The organism is Asaia siamensis, from assembly GCF_014635085.1.
In the GTDB taxonomy this organism is placed as follows: Bacteria; Pseudomonadota; Alphaproteobacteria; order Acetobacterales; family Acetobacteraceae; genus Asaia; species Asaia siamensis.
Genome location: NZ_BMCH01000010.1, coordinates 1 through 19458, shown reverse-complemented (window position 1 = coordinate 19458; position 19458 = coordinate 1). Strand labels below are relative to the sequence as shown.

Below are 19458 nucleotides of genomic sequence, written 5' to 3'. Positions count from 1 at the left end.
GCGTCAGGACTTTGCCCGTCGGCTTTGCATAAGGGCGTTGAAATCGACGGGCTGGATATTGGCAACCGGAAAACCGGACTCGCGGATCAGGTTCAGAAGAAGATGACGCGCAGACGGGAAAAGCTGGCGTGGTGCCTCGACGAGCAGCAGCGTCTCGATCATGTCCTGACGGGCATTCTGCAGAGCGAAGAGACCCGAATAGGTCAGATCGATTTTATAGAGAATTTCAGGCTCGGGCATTTCCGGCATAGGCGGCGTGCGATAGCCAATGCCCTGGATGACAAGGCTGACCTCGAAATTCGGCTGATCCTCGCCTAGTTGCCGGGCATTGACGTCGATACGCAGCCCCACATGGGGACGAGGAGGCAGATTATAGAACACCTCCGGAGCCCCGACAGAAGCAATGCTGGAGGATTTCAGGTATTGCGTGCCGGAGACGAGCAATGTTTCCAGTGCAACCCGATCCGAGCGGCCGGCCTTGCCCGTGTCTTCCTGTTCCGACATGAAATCTCGTTCCCTCGATATCTTTTCATAGCGATGCTTTCGGATCGAAAGCATACAGCGCCAATGCTTGTGTCATGACTTGCCGGACAAGACCAGCCAAAGCAGGCAAAACGACGATCACGCTCATCATTTAATACAGGGCGGTCATCAACCGTCAGAAACCGGCCCCACGCAGAAAACCCAGCGCAGGCAGAGGAGACCAGCTTTTGGGTATTTCGGCCCGCGCGATCTGCCTCAATTCATAGCGCAAAGGCGCCTTCTGCTCGGATACAAGGAAGTGTCTGTATTCATGCACCTGCCGACTACGCCAGGCACAATCGGCCTCGGCGGCCTCGTGGCTGGCATGTACATTGGCAATACGGCTGCGACGCCCCTGCCAGGCAATGACGGCCCAGAGCCGATCGGCATTGGGCAGAGGCGGTCGGAACATCAGAAGCTGCGACATGAGGGGCACGACCTCCCTGATCACGGGGCGGAAATGACCATGAACGGATCACGTCTCGGAACCCAGCGTCAAGAAAAAGCAACAAACCTTGCCGCTTATCGGAACCCGGGGTAAGGCGATACGATCAGTCTACGGCTCGAAATTCTTGCGCCGATAACCCGTTGAAGTGAGGTCTTTCCGATGGTGCGCTTACTCGTTATCGTCGTTTTTCTTGTCGTTCTCATTACCTTTGCTTTGAGCAACCCCGACCCGCAATCGCTTTGGGTGGTTTCCTATGGCTGGCAGTTTTCGGTCGGCATGCTGGTTCTTGGCGTCGGCGCTGCCAGCTTCCTTCTGGGCGGCTTCGTGATGTTCATCGGCGAGATCAAGCAGCGCTCACGCGCCAGAAAGGCCGAGCAGCAGGTGCGTGCGCTCGAAAGCCAGGTGCTTGACCTGCATCAGCGCATCGACCGCCTGACCGTGGCAACCGACCCCAGCCGTGCCCCCTATGAAGCCCCAGCCACGACGCCCGTTGCTCCCTGATTTTACTTTTCCATCACCACATCCGTTCAAGTAAGAGAGACCATGAAGCGCACCCGCCTGATCGCCGCCCTCGACACACAGGATCTCGACCAGGCACGTGACTGGGCAGAAAAACTCGACGGCACGGTCGATGCCATCAAGCTGGGTATGGAATTTACCTACGCACAGGGTCTCTCTGCCGTGCGCAGTGTAGCGGGCGAGCGCACGCTGTTTCTTGACCTCAAACTTCATGACATTCCCAATACGGTTGCCAAGGGCCTAACCAGCCTCGCGCCGATCGGTGCCTCCCTGCTGACCATCCACGCCAGCGGCGGCTCTGCCATGATCCGTGCGGCGCGTCAGGCGATTGACGCTGCCTATCCGCCCCTGCATCGCCCTATCCTTCTTGCCGTGACGGTACTCACGAGCATCGACGAAGCGGGGCTGCGCGAAATCGGTGTTCCCACGACGCCGCGCGAGCAGGTTGTGCGTCTCGGGCGCCTGGCCATGACCGCAGGCGCAGACGGATTGGTCTGTTCAGCCGAGGAAATTGCCCCGCTCCGCGACGCGCTTGGTGAAGCGCCTGTTCTGGTCGTGCCGGGCATACGCCCCGCAGGGTCTGACGCGAATGATCAGAAGCGCATCATGACCCCGCGCCAGGCCGCGCAGGCCGGCGCAGACTGGATTGTGGTCGGGCGTCCGATCACCCAGGCGGCCGATCCTGCTACGGCGGCTGCGGCCATTCAGGCAGAACTCGCCGCCGCATGAAGACTGGGGTCAAGATCTGTGGGCTGACTGATGGTGCGGGGCTGAAGGCAGCCTGCGACGCCACAGCCGACTGGATTGGCTTCGTGTTTTTCGAGCGGTCACCACGGTTTGTGACTCCAACAGACGCTGCAGAGCTGATCGCCTCGCACGAAGGCGCTCTCCCCAGGATTGTCGGTCTTTTCGTCAAGGCCAGTGATGCGCAGATTGCCGAAACGCTTGCGACGGTCAAACTCGATATCCTGCAGCTATACGACACGCCGGAGCGCGCGCGCGCTATCAAAGCCCGTTTCGGTCTGCCGGTATGGCTGTCCTGTGCTGTCGAAAGTCGGGATGATCTTCCGAAAGACGCGGATCTCGACGGTTATGTGATAGAGCCGCGCGCGCCCGGCAATGCATCACGCCCCGGCGGCAACGGGATCAGCCTCGACTGGGCCCTGCTCCGGAACTGGCACGCCCCCTTGCCCTGGATGCTTGCGGGTGGCCTGAACCCGGACAATATCGCCCAGGCGATCGCCGCCAGCCACGCCCCTGCTGTGGATGTTTCGTCAGGCGTGGAAACGGCGCCGGGATGCAAATCTCCCGCCATGATCCGAAACTTCATCAAAAATGCCAGAAGCACTTGCGCGCCAGACAGAAACTGATATGGTCCGCCCGCGCTGGAGAGATGGCCGAGCGGCTTAAGGCGCACGCTTGGAAAGCGTGTGTACGTTAATAGCGTACCGTGGGTTCGAATCCCACTCTCTCCGCCACTAACCCCTTGAAAAACAAGAAAATTATACCACTCGCATATGCGAGAGCGGGTTTTCTCCAAAACTCTTCTCCATTCTGGAGAAGCGTGTTTGCTTCGTCTTGTGAAAAGCCACTACCATTTTCGCAGGGTGGTCCCGGTCGCAATACGCGACGTGGTGGGCAAGCGTGAGCTTTGGTTCAGCCTTCATACCGCCGAGAGGTTTACAGCCAAAGGACGTGCGTCTTACCTTTATGGGCAGACATCAATCCTGTTCCAGAGAGCCCTCTTTATGACTCCCGCTGAAGTCGCTCAGCTCCTGAAAGAGCAGGCAGAAGCCTATGAGGCCATACTTCTCGCAGAGCGTAAGGAAGCCGAACTTGCTCGCGCCGAGCATCTGCTTCAAAGACTTCAGGATCACACGAGATCCAAAAACCAGATAGACAAGATGGTCTCTGCCTATGAAGAGCTATCGAAGATACTGGACCTTCACGCTATCCGTGTGAGCCTTCGTGAAAACATGCTTCAAGAGCGGATTGATGACCTCAAGAGTATCATCTCCGAGATTGCCAGACCAACCGCACAGCCTCTGCCTCCCGCCTTACCCGAGGAAAAGCCAGAAACGCGCCCCAAAGGGATTCGCAAAGCCAAGCTTCCCATCTCAACGGTCGTGACCAAACATCTTGAGGGTAAGAAAGTCAGCAGTCATACCATCAAAAACGCGAAGAAGACCCTGCAACTCTTCATATCCTGCTTTGGTGATATGGATGTCCGAGACATCAACGGAAGCACCGTGGGTGATTTCAGGGATGCGCTTCTCTCCCTCCCCACCGTTCATGGCAGAGGGCGCAAAGGTCTCTCCATTCAGGAGGAGATTGACAGGGTTCTAAGCGAAGAGCTGGAAACCATTGCTCCCAAAACCGTGAAAAATCACTTCTCCCGCATCTCTCCGGCATGGGCAGATTTGGTTCGTCGTGAGGTTGTTTCACGCAACCCGTGGCAAGGTTGGGACTTCGATACAACCCAGAAGGTTATCCGGCGCGCCTGGACAGAGCAGGAACTGACGACCCTCATAACAACGCGATGGGAACGAACCGCCATCAGCGAAAGAACGTTTCGGGGCATGGTGACGATGGCTCTCTACACCGGCATGCGACTCGGAGAAATCGCCAACCTCCGCAACGAGGATATTATCGAGAAAGATGGCATCCTCTGCTTTGTGATTGGCCCTCATGACGACGGATGGAAGCCCAAGACTCCGGCAGGCATACGGGTCGTCCCGGTTCATTCAGAGCTGATGAGATTCGGCATAATGGATTACATGAAGAAGGGTGAGAAATATCTCTTCTCCGAACTGAGAGGGTCAGATGTTCGCTCTCGTGGCCAAACATTTGCCAATGAGTTTTCGAAACACAAAACCAGTCTTGGCCTTCCTCTAGCCGTAACGTTTCACGGCTTCCGCCATACAGTCTCGACACGTTTACGAAATGTCAGAGCAGACATCAGAGAGGTGTGGATTGATGCTCTGCTGGGGCACGAAGCCTCCCATAAATCCATGGGTACATTGAATTACCTTTCAGGCATCGACACCGAAAATCTCCACAAGGTCGTGGAAAACATCCGGTACCCGATTGAAATATTCACCATATAAACAAATACGCTTATCTGGGTGCTATACTCCCTCCTACAGCCATAAATTAACCCAGACCGGCTGTACGAAGGAGTAACGCTATGATTTGCACCGCTGACAGACAGTATACATCATTTATCGCATCTCCGGGCTTTGCGTGGGGAATGCGTAGGATGATGTGCAATATGAAGAGATAGAGAGTTATATCAGAGCTGACAGGCCAGATATCTGGTGCAAGCTGTATCCCCTGCATCGGTTCTACAAAGACCAAATCACACGAATAACCGCAGAAAACTGCGTCTTTCTTACCTGTTTTGAGGAAGCCGAACAGGTCGCCCGTGAGGTCATCGCATGGGTTGAAACACAGCCAGACGACCTGGTTTCAGGCTTCGACCTCCTCTCTCAATCTCACGCCGAGCTGAAGGAACTCAGACGAATCACCGGGCGTGTCTTTACACGCAAGGCCAACAGGTTACGGCGCAATCTCCGCAGGGTCATTGGCCTGCATCCTGAACACGACGAGGTTCAGCAGGACTTCGATAACGCCAGAACCGCAAGCGCCAAAAGCTTCATCATCATCCCTGATGCAGAACACCCAGAACGAAGCCTGTCAGCTCATGATTTGCGCCAGTTCCATCTTCGCAAGAGCTATGCGGTCAATCTTGCCATAGCAGATGGCATCCACGACCTCGCAGTCAACTTCCTCAACCACGCCGGATTGTTCCTGACCCTCACTCTGCCGGGGGAATACCGCAACTGCTCCTACGAACAGGCCAAGACTGAAATCAGCAGGCGTTGGAAGCGTGTCAGACGCAAAGCCCGGGACAGGGATATTCTCCTGCTGGGCATGACAGCGCTGGAACTGCATGAAGATGAAACACCGCATTATCATATCCAGCTCTATGTCTCACCCGAACACAGGACATGGGCCGAGGAAGAGATACTCGATGCGTTCCCCAACGAATGCGACAGACGCAATGAAGCCATCAAGGATATCCGTGATGTCGCCAGAGCCTCGCGTTACACGACCAAGGACCATGGCAAGCCTGAAACCAGCCTGACGTTCATCGGACTGAGGAAAGACATCAAGCGCCGTTACCGGGGAGTGTACGAGGGCAAGGACACCAGCGCTCTCTCTGAGTGGCGTGTCAGCAGAGCCAGACAACTGATGAAGCAGAAGACATCAGGCGGGGCTGTTCTCCTGCTTTTGCGTGGGTTTGCTGATGAGAGACTGAACAGGCTGTCAGCTCGCCATCCTGATTTCCATTATGCCGAAAGTGATATCCAGAGACTGCAAACCATGTTCCTGCATACCCTTCATTTCAGGGTCGTGAAAGATTTCAGGGAGACAAACACACCCAGGGATTCCATGATTTCAAAGGCGCCGAAGCAGGAGAACACAGTCTCTCACTCTGGTCCTGTTCCAACTTGTTTATATAAGAACCAAGAAGGTGTTCGAGCTTGCGGTCTGCCTTGCGAATGTACGGGCTCCAGAGGGCAACCTCCTCCTCATGAGAAGGCAAAGCACTGTATATCCCTGACCAGCCTGCGGGAAATATTTCCCGCACCCGTCCTTTTGGGGAGAGGTGCAGGAGGGCCATTCTATCAGGACTTCAGGCGATTGCGACGTTCCAGCTCCCAGCCTACAAGCTCGCGCAAAGCGCCGTAAGCCTCGGAGCCTAAAGACGGATAGGTGGTCGGCGAGGAAAAGATCTCCCGCGAAAGATCCATAACAGCCTTGAATGATTCACCATCGAGGTGAACCAGACGATGAAAATCGAACACCCCGAAAAGCTGTTCATTCCACCACCAGAGCAGGAAATCGCGAGCGATCATTTCGCCACGGCTGGTACCACGAGCCATTTTCAGGAGATGATTGAAGGCGTCTGAATTAATCATGGCATACCTCCCATTTCCTGTATGATCTCCAAAACCGTTACGACATCCTCGATACTCTGAAGGCGATTCTTCAGCATCCAGAGTCGGTCCACCAGTACCTGGGCTCCTTCCTCATCGCCCTGCTCTTGCAGGGCTTTCAGGGGAGCATCCAGAGCGGAAATCCTCCACTCGACAAATCTGCTGGCCACATCCAGTTGAGCCATAGCAATTTCATGATGGGTCATGGCTGGCCTCCCTGTCCTTCATAAGACCAAGGGAGAGGTTTTTTGCCCTTCATCTCTGCCAGGAGCGAGAACCCGAGATCGAAATGGGCATGCAAGGCAATCGACGCCCCTGCATTGAACTCATCTGGCGCAAAGCGGGCGAACCATTGCACATACCGGATTTCACAATCCAGGCTATGGCCGTGATAACGCTCCCAATCACGAAAAACCAGCAATCCCAGCGCGACAAAGAGCGCATTTCCGAAGCCCTTAAGCTCGGCATTGCTATCTTCCTGCTCCCAGCCAAATGCACTGACTTCACTTGCTGGAATCTGTGAATCCACAAAGAAGCTCAGCAGATGAGCAGGGTTCGCATCTCTTAGATACGCGGATTTTCTGAGAGTTTCAGCATATGCATTCGCACGTTTTGCTGTCGCAAACTTTTGTCCCTTCAGGTCTGCCCTGATGAGGGAAACAATGCGCTCGATTTCTGTCACTGACAGAGAGGCATTGCCTATATGCCTTGTCGTTCCAAGGGCTTTCTTTCTCTCGACTACATTCTTTTCGGTAAGTTCGAGCTGTTTTATTAATTTTCCATAATGTTTCATGTTTCCTGTGCTTCACCGCGATTTGTGCGGCAAGAAGACGTATAGCCAATATGATGTATTTTGTCAAGTATTTATTTTTGGTGATTTCAAACTATCTCATTTTCTCAAATCTGTATATATAGTTACTTCATGCCGCCCCTGAAATCCCAATAACGCCACCAGGAGATTTTCTCTCCCCTGCATCTCCCCAAGCTACAATGACTCACGCGCGCGAGGGGCATCATGAAAACTGAAACAGTGCATATTCGGATCAGTCCGGAGGAACAGGAGAGATTAAGACGTATCGCAGGACCACGCAGACTGTCTGTCTGGTGTCGCAGGGTTCTGCTGGACGAACTGGCTGGAGGGATTTCGATTGCACAGGAGCTTCTGGCCCTGCGTCAGGAACTCTCTGCCATAGGGAATAACCTCAACCAAATTGCAAAACGTCTGAATACTGGCGAACAGGTGGAGATCGCCTCCAAGCTTCCTGAGCTTGATGACCTCAAAGCCCGCATCAATCGCGTGCTGGGGAGGGTCAGATGATACTCAAGAGCAACCCCATCAAGACCGCATCCAGTTCCGGCGCCATCTATCATCACCTCGTCGAGAAGACCGGCGACAATGAACGCATCCACGTATGGAAGGGCAGACGACAGGATATCGAGGACTGCATCGCGGATGCCACGGCTTTCGGTCGCGTCAATGCTGTCCAGCACTTCCAGCTCTCATCCCGCGAGAAACTGACGACCGAGCAGTTCGCAGACTGCATCACCATGCTGGCGCAGGAGTTCGGATTCAAAGCGTCCGATGTTGCCCTTGCGGTCATCCACACCAAGACACGTCACGATACCGAGGCCGATAACCGCCACTGTCATATTCTGGTCCGCACCACGAACCCGGAGACAGGCAAGGTTTTGGATGTGTCGCACCGCTACGAAAGACAGGAGAAGGTCGCCCGTCTGTTCGAACTGAAGCACGGGCTGGAGCTGACCAAGGGACGCCACAACCTGGCCGTGTATCACGCAGTCCCGGAAGAGTACCGCGAGAGATTACAGGTGCTCTGTGAGGGGGCTCTTCCAAACTCCGTCCTCTCGGACCCGCAATCCAGACGCTGTCAGAGACAGGGCGCCAGCCCCTTCGACATCAAATATGTCCTGCGTGACCTCTATGCCGGAAGCACAGACTGGCAAGCCTTCCAGAGTGCGATATCCTCACAAGGCTGGTCTCTGATGGCAGGAGACAAAAAGCCCAACGTGGTGCTGCTGAAAGACGAGCAGGGCGTCATCGTGGGCTCACTCTCCCGCTTGCTGGGTGTTCGCAAATCAGAGTTCAGCGCCTTCGTTCTTGGCCACGAAACACCTGAACAGAGCGCGATACGTCAGGGAAGTAAGGAAGATATAGCCAGCCCTGGCCCTCGTGACACATCACGAGACCCAACCGGCAAGGGGGAACCCCCCGTTGACCCCTCTGCTGATGAGGATGGAACACCTTCACCGGACCCACGCAACTCCTCTGAGGATTCCGTCAGCACTGCTCTTGGACCAGCAAAAGAGAGAAAAATATCAGGGCCTGTCCTGAGAACCGGCGCTAACACTCGGAGTGTCGCTGGGACTGGAGCCATACCTGCATCTTCCCTCAAGACACGCGCCAGCATCACCAAGGGCATGACACAATCAGAGGTGCAGGCCGTCATCGATTTCAACGAGGCCCAGGCGGAGAAGGAACAGCAACTCCGCGACCGACTGCATGGCCAGCAGCGTTTCGCTGACCTGCTCACCGAACTGGCCGAGAGCTTCCAGTCCCGCTGGTCTCATCTCTCAGCCGAACCTCATCCCGACCCGAAATCGCGTGATACAGCGTATATCAGAGCTGGCCATGAGAAGCGCCTGACTGGATTGAGACAGGACTGGCTGGATGCAGAAGCCCGTGTCACCTTGTGGACGCCATGGCACAGAGCAGAAGCCCGCAAGGCCAGAGCTGTCTTCGATGAGGCGTTGAGCGCTCTCGGCTATCACCGACACGATATCGGCAAGCTGGATATGAGCGATGACAGCAATTTTTTATATGCGATGAAATGGATGGCGGACTGGGTTGTCCGCAGTCGCGAGCACAAACACCGCGACTGGATGAACCTGCCGGAGGTGAAAACCTACCTCACATCGAAAGCCGAAATGGCCCGTTTGATGGATCACCTCAAACGGACAGAGGATGTCGAGCTACTTCTGATAGCAAAAACGAGGCCAGAAGAAGCAATGAAACGTCTAGCAAATACCCTTCACATGCCAGACGCCGGTCTTGGAAACCCACCTCAAACGAGGCCAATCCTGAAAAACCGGAACAGACAGAACCAACCGTCATCCTTGACCCTGTGAGAGGCAGACTACTCGCATTTTCCTCCCTTGCAGGCTGTCGATATGGGCTTGCCATTCTTCTTAAGCACATTCGTCGTGAGGCTGTAGACGTAGGATTCTGCTGGCACTCCTCCCGATGTAGAACGGAGGGGGCGATAGGCTGGAAAAACCAAGGTAACGCTCTTTCCCGGCACCACACTGCGTTTTGGCAAGTCACTACAATTACCAAAATAAGCCGTAGGGGTTGCAGAATCTCTTGTCACCTTGACGAAAGAGTAAAACGCAGGACAGCCGGATCCTCCTATGCTTGTCACAAGCAGATAATCTGCATTATCGGCCTCGGTAATCTTTTCGACAAACATGCCACTATTGCCGTCAATCTCCGGGGTCGTGAGACGGCCATTGATTTTGAGAACATTGCTGGATCCGTCTGCCAGCCCGAAACGGGTCTGAGCCATGTGGATATCATCCGCCCTGGCTTTACCACTAGAAAGGAAAGGGGCGACGGGAAGCAGAACGCCTGTCAGCACAAAACTCACTATTTTCATGCACTATCTCCTATTTACTCAGCCTTCTGCTGGCCTGCCAACTTTCCGTTCTGGTCCCTGTGAAAGCGAAACTGTAGGACGCTCGGGTCATTTCCGGCAACAACGTTGATCGTGCAATCCCAGACATCCTTGAATCCTTTTGTGGCTGTGCATTCCAGCCCCTGAATCTCTGTCTTCTTCTTGAGCGCGGTTGTCAGTTCAGCCTTCTTTTCCGGACTGAGGGATGGAAAGGAAACTGCCTGCTCGACAAGCTGAGCTATAAGAAAGTCTTTGACTTCCTCTTTGGATGGAGCGCCACCACTACAGGAGGCCAGACCGAGCAAAACCGAAGCAACAGCAAAACGGGAATATCTGAAAACGCTCATTGTCTCACCCCGCTACCACCGCTGATATGCTTGACGGCAAAGCGATGGGACTGAACGATGTTGTTCCTCAGCGTGACATCGAGGAATTTGCTCTCATTATTGGTCCGTGTGCCGATGAAACCGAGACCCACAGCCTCCTGAGCCAGGGAAAGGTTATCCTCCCGGCCAGACGTATAGGCGTAGCTCCAGATGGTCGCCCCGTTCTCCTGAGAAACTTCGGAGGGCGCACCAAAACGACGCTGGACCTCATCACCAGTCGTGACACCATCATGGATGACGCTATCGACCTCCGATGCCGAGAGGTTTTTCATGGAAGCATCACCAGCAGAGGCACAGGCCGTGAGACCCGCGAGCATGAGCAAAGAGAGCAGAGAACCAAAAGGTCTCATGAGATGTCAGTCCTTATGAGGTGGGGAAGAAAAAGACGAGGCGCCGGAACGGCAAAGCCTACCCCTGTGCGTCAGGCCGAGAGCGACTCTTGAAGCTTGGGGTCATTCGCGACGGCTTTCTGAATGACGGAGAGCGCTTCGCTCTGGTTGTCCCGTATCATCCGCATGCGATGCATGGCGCCGATAGCGACCAGAACCAGACACACGAAGAGACCTTTGAAAAAGGCGCCAGTACCAGCGTCGCTATATGTGAGGGGAAAGTACAACGAGACGCCGAACACCACAGCCAGCACAGCGAGATATTTCAGGGTCAGGCGCTTAATGCCATGGAAGGTCAGCGCACGAGGTAAATCCACCGGATTGGTCCAGAACTTCTGGAGCGTCCGGTTATGCATCACGACATGACCCGTCGTGGTTTGACCATCGAGCCCCGCCCAGAGAACACGCACTTCCTGCCCCTCTCGCAGGGGATAGTTACCCCTGCCCTGCCACTCACGGCCCGAGGGCGCGATGACCCAGAAGCTCTGGTGATGGGTGGTATGGACATTGACCCGTGGTGCATCCACCTGAAGACCGCCAGGTCCGCAATCCCTGACCTGTCCTCCCGAGGTTGTGGTGTGGGTCTCTGTCCATGACCGCAAACCGCTGACCCGTCCCTGGATTCCGTAAATCCAGACCTTGCGACCGAAAATCTCGACATCCATGCCAGGTGCATCCCCTCCGATAAACAGGGGAAAAACAGACGCTCATTCCGGAGGGAACGAGGCTGTCACACACCCTGTGCAGTGCTGAACCTGCCCCCAGGATATCCCGTAAACACCTGATTCTGTTACGATAATGGGAGGATGGCGAAACCGGGTGCAGACGTACCGAAAAGCTGTCCCGCAATGACAGGACGGGGATATGGGAAAATATGGCTATGCGAGGGTAAGCACATCGCGACAACAGACAGACAATCAGGTGAGCGACCTGCTCCGTGAAGGCGTGAGCGAAGACAGCATCGTAACCGAGACCATCTCGGGAGCGACCTCATGGAAGACACGACCGGCGCTCAAGCGACTGGTGCGAAAGCTTCATGCAGGAGACACGCTGATTGTCGCCAAGCTGGACAGGCTCGGGCGCAATGCACTGGACGTGCTGACTCTCATCGATGTGCTGAAAAAGCGAGGCGTGGCGGTCCGTATCCTCAACCTCGGCATCGACACATCAGGCGCCGGAGGCAAGCTGTTCCTCTTGCTTCTTGCAGGCTTTGCGGAGTTCGAGCGCAACATCATTCGTGAGCGTGTGCTGTCTGGACTGGAGACTGCAAAGGCGAAAGGAACACGTCTAGGAAGGCGCCCTTCCCTGCCCGAGGAAGACCTCGCTCAGGCCAGACGCCTCAAGGCGCAGGGGCTGTCAGCACGAGAGGTGGCGAAGCTCCTGCACGTCTCCAAGATGACCGCATGGAGGGCGATGAACTCCTGAAAACCGTATCACAAACCCCGTCCCATAAGTGCATGACCGGATTCACAGCCATGCAAAAATGGACTATTCCCAAAACAGGTGTTTTTGGGACGGAAAAATGGCGGGCTTAGTTTGAAGCTCGAACTCAGATACAGAACTCTCATCTCCAACAATTCGATCAATTGAGGTGAAATACCTTGGCGGTCTCCTTCTGCAGGGGACGCCTAGGAGCCTGTTTGGGAAGTCGCCTGATGAGTATTCCCGGCGCAACCATCGTGCAGCTGACCGTCACAACATAACTGCAACTCATGCTTCCACGCGAAAGCCAAACGACTCATTTGACCATTTATAGAAACTCAAACGCACTTTCCAAGCAGACTCTAACATCTACCCATTGCCACGGTCTTAGACTGTAGTCTTTAGTACAGCGCATTGCATGAGAAAGTGCGGAGCATCAAAATGTCTACCCATCCTGGCGCCATTTGGCATCGAGTCGATCTCCAATGCCATACTCCGAGGGATCGTGGGTGGGCAGGTTCACCCGCACTGCCAGGAGGAGATCCTGCGAGTGAACAAGCTCGGCGGGATTGGGCACAAAGCTTTGTGACGGCCGCTATAGAGCGCTCTCTGTCTATTGTAGCTGTAACAGACCATCATGACATAGCATTCCTCCCGTATATTCGTGATGCCGCGGAGGCCGATGGACGACTGCTTGTATTACCGGGCATCGAGGTGACGTGCCGAGATGCAGTGCAATGTTTGGCACTTTTCGATCCGAATACAGACCATGCTATACTTCAGAGATTTCTGACTAAACTGAGCTCAGTGACAGCCAGCGCTGACAGTAGTGAAAAAACAGCGCAGACACGTGAATGCGGGCTTACCGTCGCCGAGCTCTTTGAGCGTGTATCAGAGGATACATTAGTCGCCTCGAATCTAATTTTACTACCTCATTTTAGCAATGAATCAGCGCACAAATCGCTTAACTCTCAAGGTTTCGCTGCGCGAGCGAAAGATTTGCCCATCGACGCTGTGTACGTCGAATGCCCGTTCGAAGATCTAACGGCAGGAACTCTCGCCAAGATTCAAGGGCGTCAACCAGATTGGGGGGATAAACGCAGGGCAATTGTGGTCACTGGAGATAATAAACGCGCCTCATGGGATCGGCTCGGTCTTTATGAGTGCTGGATGCGATTGGGCGAACGTTCGATAGAAGCACTAAGGCAAGCATTTCTTGCCGACGAGGCGCGCATTTCATACTCGAGACCCAACACCCCCTCTGAGCGGATAATTGAACTTGAAGTAAAATCGACCCTGACTGGCACAGATCCAATAACTATTGTTTTTAATGAGGGATTCAATAGCTTCATTGGCGGACGTGGATCAGGTAAAAGCGCCATACTAGAATATCTTGCTTTTGGATTGGGCAAGTCGGAAAATGATCGAACCAGCTCCGACAGCAAGGGGCCACGACGTCGTGAGCGCGAAGCTGCATTAATCCACGATACACTAGCTAATGGCTGGGTGCGCGTGACAATCGAACGCTCAGGCGTGCAAGAGATTTGGCTCAGGCGTGGAGATAAGCCTGAAGAAATATCCGTCACAATCTCAGGAATTACAGAAAACTATACTGTCACTTCGGCACAGAAACGCTTTCCTGCACGGACATTCCATCAAAAAGAGTTGTCCACCACTATGGTAGACCCCGCTACGGCGGCCGACAACATCACGATGATTGCCGCAGCCGAGTCTATAGAGACCAGACAGCGCTTGGATTCTGCTCTCGTCAGTTCCAAGCGCCGAGTTTCGGCTGCCATCATTAACTTAGCATCCTACTGGCAATCATTAGTCGAGCTAGAAAATGCTGATATAACAGTATCCGATCTACAAAGACGTATCGAATCGGTCGCCAGCCAACTCGGAAGAGAAGGCGTTAAACGTGAAGACATTGACACTATGGAAGATGCGAGGCGTTTTGATCGGGGGCAAAATTATCTGTCGGATCTCAAAAACTCGATCTCTACCCAAGCAGCAGAAATCGAAAGAATCTCCAAGTGGACCCCCCCCCAGTTTATAACCTCTGAACATGAGACTTTACCGTTTTCTAATCTACCTCAGATGCTCTTGGCTCTCGGGGGGCTACAGGACAGAATAAAAGGGTTCTCGGATGGCATCCTTCAAGAACTGCGAAACATTGAGTCTGTAAGACAAGCATTCGAAAGTCAGTTTTCGACAGAAAAGATTGCTTTCAATGTCAAATACGAGCAATATAAATCACGCCAATTTCAGCATAAAGCGCTAATATCTGAAAACGAGCAGCTAGCCTCACAATTAAAGATAGCACTCGAAAATCAAACCCGGGCAGCTAACAGTGTGCGGGATAAGAGCCTCGCTCAGGAAGAGTTCGATAGCTCTAGACAAGAACTCATGCGACTTGTCGGCGAACGCCTGGGGATTTTGAGAAGCTCTGCTATGCAAATTGCTGAGAAGTCCGACGGCGCGTTAAACGCACGTACTTCTCGAGATAAACGCCCAGCCGATTGTATTGCAGCGCTCTGCGCACTTTTGGAAAACAGTAGATTTCGTGATCCAGAAGAACGTTGCAAGGAGTGGGTCGCTTCTATGTACGCGGAGGTAGATGCTCCCAATTGGGAAACAGTGTGCATGCAACTTCTAGAGATATACCATTTGAAAATTATGGCAGGCAGTCCGCCCGAAGCCCCTCCCGCAATTGCGGAAGCAGTCAAACGTGTATTTTCTGATGGGGCAGGCACACTAACAGACCAACAAGCAGCAAAGGTCTACTCTAATATCAATGAAAATACACTAACCTCGGTTATTTGTGCAACTCCTCGCGACAGCATCACACTTACGTACATAAATGAAGGCCAAAGTATACAATTCGAGAAAGCGTCTCCAGGTCAGCAAGCATCAGCATTATTAAGATTACTGCTCCGGCAAGAAGCAGGAACCCTTATCATCGACCAACCAGAAGATGATCTCGACAATCGAGTAATGATGGAAATTGTGCGCTTAATTCGAACATCAAAGACCACCCGCCAACTAATCTTCGCCACACATAATTCAAATCTCGTTGTGAATGGTGACGCCGACAAGATAATTGTCATGAGAGCGACTGCGCCTGAAGATCGAGCTCCAGCTAGCGCTGCCAAAATTAGAGTAGAAATAGATGGCGCCATCGAAACACCAGTTGTTCGAGACGAGATCACAAAAATTATGGAAGGTGGTATGTCCGCTTTCGCCTTGAGATCACGCAAATACGCAAAATGATCGTGCTTTTGCTCAGCAACATACCTTCTTAAGACTGTGCTATAATACCGCCATAGATTGGGAAATATGGCGGTATTATAAAACCGCAGAAAACAGCCGAAAATGAACCGCCATAAATCCCCGCCAAAACTATAAGGGGAATTGTATGAAATATGGCTATTGCAGAGTATCGACTTTAGGACAGGATTTACAGGAACAGGAAGACGCCTTGATGGCCTTGGGAGTCTCAAGGACCAACATCTTCAAGGAGAAGATTTCCGGCGCCGTGAAATCTGACGACAGACCACAATTCGCGAAATTGCTGAAGAAGCTCCAGACAGGTGACGAACTGGTCGTCATGAAGCTCGACAGACTCGGAAGATCCACCCTCGACATCCTGACCGTCCTCCAGAATATCAGACAGCAGGGTATCGCGATAACCATCCAAGGGGTTGGCACCATCAGAGATGACATGATGGGAAGCCTAACGATGAACCTCCTTGCCTCTTTCGCCGAGTTCGAACGCGCCCTCATCATCGACCGTACCCAATCTGGCAGGAAGAGAGCCATGGAGAGTGGCGTCAAAATGGGCAGGAAACCCAAGCTCAGCAGACAAGCTCAGGAAGCTATCCGCAGACGCTACGGAGAAGAGACCGGGACTGCTTTAGCCAAAGAGTATGGGGTCGGCCTGAGAACCATTCAAAGGGTTACAGCGTCCTGAGGTTGTGGCGCATTGAGGTCATGATTTTCGGAAACTCGATAGAATCCCCACCATCAAAAAAGACCTCTTGATTTCCCCACAACCTTTCTCCAAACTCCCACCCCATACCCACTTGAAGGGTTTTGTGAAAGCCGCAGTTTTCAGCCGTTTTTCGAGTTTGTGACCTGGAGAAAAAACGAATCGGAACCGATTCGAATCCCACTCTCTCCGCCACCCCCCTTTACAATCTAGCTTGAACTCGCACCACAAGTAGCGGATTTCTGCGGATATCCTCTCATTTGGTGTTGCATCCCGACTCATCAAAATGCACCGTATCCCACAGCGCGCGTGGTATGGAGTGTGGGAATAGATGGGCCGGTTATCAGCGACCTCTGTAAAAGCCACTAAAGAGCCTGGACGCTACGGAGATGGCGATGGGCTTTATCTCGTCGTGACGCCGTCAGGCAGCAAATCTTGGGTTTGCAGAGTTCAGAAGAACGGCAAGCGACGGGATATCGGATTAGGCAGCGTCAAGAAGGTGCCTTTGGCTCTTGCTCGGGAGCGTGCTGTTAAAACACGGATGCAGGTCGAGGTCGGAATTGATCCTGTCTCAGAGCGCCGAAAAGAGGCCGGGATTCCTACATTCCGCGAAGCCGTCTCTCTGGTCTCCGCCGAGAACAAGGCGAGCTGGAAAAATCAGAAACACCGCGCTCAGTGGTTGTCCACGCTGGAGCGCTATGCCTTTCCCATCATTGGTGACCTCTCCATTTCAGAGCTCGACGGGCACCATGCGCGCGATGTTGTTGCACCAATCTGGCTTGAGAAGCCCGAAACAGCGCGCCGGGTCCGTCAGCGCATTGGCAGCGTCGTGGATTGGGCTATTGGCAAAGGCTACCGAACCTTACCGTTGCCGCTCGCAGCAATGGACAAATCTCTCCCGCGAATCAAATCCAAGCCCGTTCATCATGCAGCATTGCCCTATGCTGAGGTGCCGCAATTTCTGGCTTATCTCCAAGACGGTGATTCGATCGGTCGCTTAGCGCTGTCCCTCTCAATCCTCACGGCAACGCGCTCTGGCGAGATCCGGGGCGCAACGTGGGATGAGATTGATTCCGAGAACTCTCTCTGGACTATCCCGGCCGAGCGCATGAAGGCCGGCCGGGTGCATGTCATCCCCCTCTCGCCGCCGGCACTTGCTCTGCTACAGAAAGCTGCGACCTATCGGGAGGCGCGGAGTCCTCTGGTCTTTCCAGGGCAACGAGGGGCGAGGCCCCTGTCGGATATGACGCTGACTAAAATCTGTCGAGACGCCAAGATCGAAGCCGTTCCGCATGGCTTTCGATCGTCTTTCCGCGACTGGGTTGCAGAAGAAACCACCTTTGATGGCGATATCGCCGAAATGGCCTTGGCTCATGCGATCGGAAACAAAGTTGAGGCCGCTTATCGCCGGGGAAACTTGTTAGAAAAACGGCGTGTCATGATGGATGCTTGGGGTGATTATGCCTCAGGTACAGCGGAAAATGCTGATCATGCATAATCAGTATCAAGAAGATGATATCTACAACGAGGCTGCAAGGCGGGTAGGTCAGGGAGACATTGTTTCTGGGAAAAAGATTGTAAAAACATACACAGAAAAAACACTAAAAGAAATAACGAAATTAAAATCTAAATATATTCCCGTATCTATTTTTCTAGGATTCGCCCTGTCTTTTTCTATTTTTGCATATATTGATCACTTAACGGAGAATAGATTCAAAAATATTTCTTCTCCATATTTCGTAGTTGTTATACTTTTCCTTTTAATCATGGTCTTTATTTCCTTTAATTTCGGAAGAGTTGCGCAATATTTATTTCCACTTTCTAAGCGCCTACTATCAGAACATCGGAATATCCCCCCTGTCATCGAGAGCCTTTTCGATGACTTGAGAAATGGCTCGTGGGAGGCTTCGATCGGCGGAAAGCAGATGCCCTCGTACCCGTTGGATAGCCCTTGGCGCATGCTTCTTGTCGGGGGAGCAGATGTGAGAGAGCGACGCCATGAGCTTTGGTGTCTATTTGGAGATAAGCTTTCTGGGGATATCCGTGTTCGCAAAATACCTAGTGGTCAATATCCCACAGATAGACCAGACATTGGTTCGATACACGTCCAGAAGGGCATGCAGGAGACGACTGAAATTGCTCTTGAGGACGTAGCACTCGAAGGTCACGGAACTCACAGCGACACGGATACGGCGATAGAATCATCCGCCTATGCTGCGGAATTAATTCAAGGCAGCGATATTGTTACGAGAGAAGGCAGGCTGCTTGAGGAATTTCGGTCTATCTTTCCTGAGCAATGCAATGATCTGATTGAAAGCCTTCGAGGGCTTCACTTAACGCGTCAATTAAAACGGTCACGCAAGTGGCCGGGTGAAAACCGTGAGAAGTGGCTGATCATCTTCCAAACCTGTCATGAGGTCGCCAAGATCACTGAGAACGGCGGATCCGTCGGAAGTCGCCTGATTGCCGACTGTGTGGCCGCACTGAGCCAAGCCAAAGCTGAAAACCGAATCAATGAAATGGGCCTAAATACAGACTCCCAATCGACCGAGTGGGTAAAAGGCTTTGTGCATAACGAGAAAAACTATGGTTGGATTTATGAAGGAATCATCAGGTTCAACGGCTCTCGCGAGATAAAATAATCAAAAAAATATCTGAAAATCAAATACTTATAATTTAACTATTATTTTGACGAGGTAATGGAAGGTTAAATTCACACAGCTCGGATTGCACCTCATAGGGTCGGCATCGTTCCAAACGAAACAGGATAGACCACGATGCATAAATCCGGCCCCCATGCTTTCCTCCTCACGATCGATGATGTGCTCCGCATGACGGGCTACCGCAGCCGATCGAGCATTTATCGCCTGATGAAGCGCTCCCAGATCCCGCTGCCGATCATGGTAGGCGGAGGCCGCGTCCGATGGCGCTCCGGCGATATCGAGCACTGGCTCCAGAGCCTCCCGACCCAATCCTACCGCTGACAGCCTGAGGCGGCGCTTGCCTCGTTCAACGCCGCGCCGATCAGCCCTCCCAGACATTTCTCCCTTTCTCTGAGTTTGCGTCCCTGAACGCGAAAAGGATCT

Annotated in this window: 22 protein-coding genes and 1 tRNA gene; 14 read left to right on the top strand and 9 right to left on the bottom strand. The window is 53.2% G+C overall.

Annotated elements, in window-relative coordinates:
• Positions 1 to 3 precede the first annotated feature (3 nt).
• Together IEV53_RS14310 and IEV53_RS14305 are read right to left on the bottom strand one after the other, a co-directional pair.
• Entirely contained in the window at positions 4 to 504 is a 501-nt protein-coding gene (locus tag IEV53_RS14310) for a protein-export chaperone SecB (RefSeq protein WP_188427514.1), read from the bottom strand.
• A 154-nt stretch (positions 505 to 658) separates the two neighbouring features.
• Positions 659 to 949, bottom strand: a complete 291-nt coding sequence (locus tag IEV53_RS14305) for a hypothetical protein (protein ID WP_188427513.1) — start codon at positions 947 to 949, stop codon at positions 659 to 661.
• A gap of 180 nt (positions 950 to 1129) precedes the next feature.
• On the opposite strand from IEV53_RS14305, the gene IEV53_RS14300 reads away from it, so the two are divergent.
• The 6 genes from IEV53_RS14300 (at position 1130) to IEV53_RS14275 (ending at position 6244) form a co-directional block, all read left to right on the top strand.
• Positions 1130 to 1471 carry a LapA family protein gene (locus IEV53_RS14300; RefSeq protein ID WP_188427512.1) on the top strand — a complete coding sequence of 114 codons (342 nt, stop codon included), beginning with the start codon at positions 1130 to 1132 and terminating at the stop codon, positions 1469 to 1471.
• Positions 1472 to 1513: 42 nt separating this feature from the next.
• The gene (gene pyrF, locus IEV53_RS14295; protein WP_188427511.1) at positions 1514 to 2218 is read left to right on the top strand and encodes an orotidine-5'-phosphate decarboxylase; all 705 of its coding nucleotides are present in this window, start codon (positions 1514 to 1516) and stop codon (positions 2216 to 2218) included.
• Complete coding sequence (locus tag IEV53_RS14290) at positions 2215 to 2859, top strand: phosphoribosylanthranilate isomerase (RefSeq protein ID WP_188427510.1); 645 nt, start codon at positions 2215 to 2217, stop codon at positions 2857 to 2859. Before pyrF ends, IEV53_RS14290 begins: the two co-directional genes overlap by 4 nt.
• Before the next feature lie 17 nt (positions 2860 to 2876).
• A tRNA-Ser gene (locus IEV53_RS14285) sits at positions 2877 to 2967 on the top strand.
• A gap of 90 nt (positions 2968 to 3057) precedes the next feature.
• Positions 3058 to 4596, top strand: a complete 1539-nt coding sequence (locus IEV53_RS14280) for a tyrosine-type recombinase/integrase (protein ID WP_188427509.1) — start codon at positions 3058 to 3060, stop codon at positions 4594 to 4596.
• A 157-nt stretch (positions 4597 to 4753) separates the two neighbouring features.
• Positions 4754 to 6244, top strand: coding sequence for a rolling circle replication-associated protein (locus IEV53_RS14275; protein WP_188427508.1), 1491 nt, complete (start codon positions 4754 to 4756; stop codon positions 6242 to 6244).
• Here the strand turns inward: IEV53_RS14275 and IEV53_RS14270 are convergent.
• Genes IEV53_RS14270 through IEV53_RS14260 form a run of 3 tightly spaced genes read right to left on the bottom strand, consistent with a single transcriptional unit; the run spans position 6181 to position 7285 of the window.
• On the bottom strand, positions 6181 to 6474 hold the full coding sequence (locus IEV53_RS14270; protein WP_188427507.1) for a DUF7673 family protein: 294 nt from the start codon (positions 6472 to 6474) through the stop codon (positions 6181 to 6183). The genes IEV53_RS14275 and IEV53_RS14270 overlap by 64 nt on opposite strands.
• Positions 6471 to 6698, bottom strand: a complete 228-nt coding sequence (locus IEV53_RS14265; protein ID WP_188427506.1) for a hypothetical protein — start codon at positions 6696 to 6698, stop codon at positions 6471 to 6473. The genes IEV53_RS14270 and IEV53_RS14265 overlap by 4 nt, the downstream gene beginning before the upstream one ends.
• Positions 6695 to 7285 (bottom strand): VOC family protein, encoded by a 591-nt coding sequence (locus IEV53_RS14260; RefSeq protein ID WP_229719921.1) that lies wholly within the window; start codon positions 7283 to 7285, stop codon positions 6695 to 6697. Before IEV53_RS14260 ends, IEV53_RS14265 begins: the two co-directional genes overlap by 4 nt.
• Before the next feature lie 222 nt (positions 7286 to 7507).
• Between IEV53_RS14260 and mobC the strand changes: the two genes are divergently transcribed.
• Positions 7508 to 7810, top strand: coding sequence for a plasmid mobilization relaxosome protein MobC (mobC, locus tag IEV53_RS14255; protein WP_188427505.1), 303 nt, complete (start codon positions 7508 to 7510; stop codon positions 7808 to 7810).
• A complete protein-coding gene (locus tag IEV53_RS14250; protein ID WP_188427504.1) occupies positions 7807 to 9639 on the top strand; it encodes a relaxase/mobilization nuclease domain-containing protein in 1833 nt (610 codons plus the stop codon). The genes mobC and IEV53_RS14250 overlap by 4 nt, the downstream gene beginning before the upstream one ends.
• An 8-nt stretch (positions 9640 to 9647) precedes the next feature.
• Here IEV53_RS14250 and IEV53_RS14245 read toward each other — a convergent pair whose 3' ends face one another.
• The 4 genes from IEV53_RS14245 to IEV53_RS14230 all read right to left on the bottom strand — a co-directional run bounded on the left by IEV53_RS14245 (position 9648) and on the right by IEV53_RS14230 (position 11624).
• On the bottom strand, positions 9648 to 10166 hold the full coding sequence (locus IEV53_RS14245) for a hypothetical protein (RefSeq protein ID WP_188427503.1): 519 nt from the start codon (positions 10164 to 10166) through the stop codon (positions 9648 to 9650).
• 14 nt (positions 10167 to 10180) lie between these two features.
• A complete protein-coding gene (locus tag IEV53_RS14240) occupies positions 10181 to 10531 on the bottom strand; it encodes a hypothetical protein (RefSeq protein WP_188427502.1) in 351 nt (116 codons plus the stop codon).
• Positions 10528 to 10920 carry a hypothetical protein gene (locus IEV53_RS14235; RefSeq protein ID WP_188427501.1) on the bottom strand — a complete coding sequence of 131 codons (393 nt, stop codon included), beginning with the start codon at positions 10918 to 10920 and terminating at the stop codon, positions 10528 to 10530. The genes IEV53_RS14240 and IEV53_RS14235 overlap by 4 nt, the downstream gene beginning before the upstream one ends.
• A 71-nt stretch (positions 10921 to 10991) precedes the next feature.
• On the bottom strand, positions 10992 to 11624 hold the full coding sequence (locus tag IEV53_RS14230) for a hypothetical protein (protein WP_188427500.1): 633 nt from the start codon (positions 11622 to 11624) through the stop codon (positions 10992 to 10994).
• 199 nt (positions 11625 to 11823) lie between these two features.
• Here IEV53_RS14230 and IEV53_RS14225 point away from each other — a divergent pair, with 199 nt between their 5' ends.
• The 6 genes from IEV53_RS14225 to IEV53_RS14200 all read left to right on the top strand — a co-directional run bounded on the left by IEV53_RS14225 (position 11824) and on the right by IEV53_RS14200 (position 19356).
• Complete coding sequence (locus IEV53_RS14225; RefSeq protein ID WP_188427499.1) at positions 11824 to 12384, top strand: recombinase family protein; 561 nt, start codon at positions 11824 to 11826, stop codon at positions 12382 to 12384.
• 438 nt (positions 12385 to 12822) lie between these two features.
• Positions 12823 to 15654, top strand: coding sequence for a TrlF family AAA-like ATPase (locus IEV53_RS14220; protein WP_188427498.1), 2832 nt, complete (start codon positions 12823 to 12825; stop codon positions 15652 to 15654).
• A 145-nt stretch (positions 15655 to 15799) separates the two neighbouring features.
• On the top strand, positions 15800 to 16354 hold the full coding sequence (locus tag IEV53_RS14215) for a recombinase family protein (RefSeq protein WP_188427497.1): 555 nt from the start codon (positions 15800 to 15802) through the stop codon (positions 16352 to 16354).
• 349 nt (positions 16355 to 16703) lie between these two features.
• Positions 16704 to 17870, top strand: coding sequence for a tyrosine-type recombinase/integrase (locus IEV53_RS14210; RefSeq protein ID WP_188427496.1), 1167 nt, complete (start codon positions 16704 to 16706; stop codon positions 17868 to 17870).
• Entirely contained in the window at positions 17854 to 19014 is a 1161-nt protein-coding gene (locus IEV53_RS14205; protein ID WP_188427495.1) for a hypothetical protein, read from the top strand. Before IEV53_RS14210 ends, IEV53_RS14205 begins: the two co-directional genes overlap by 17 nt.
• Positions 19015 to 19149: 135 nt before the next feature.
• The gene (locus tag IEV53_RS14200) at positions 19150 to 19356 is read left to right on the top strand and encodes a helix-turn-helix transcriptional regulator (protein ID WP_188427494.1); all 207 of its coding nucleotides are present in this window, start codon (positions 19150 to 19152) and stop codon (positions 19354 to 19356) included.
• Positions 19357 to 19458 lie beyond the last annotated feature (102 nt).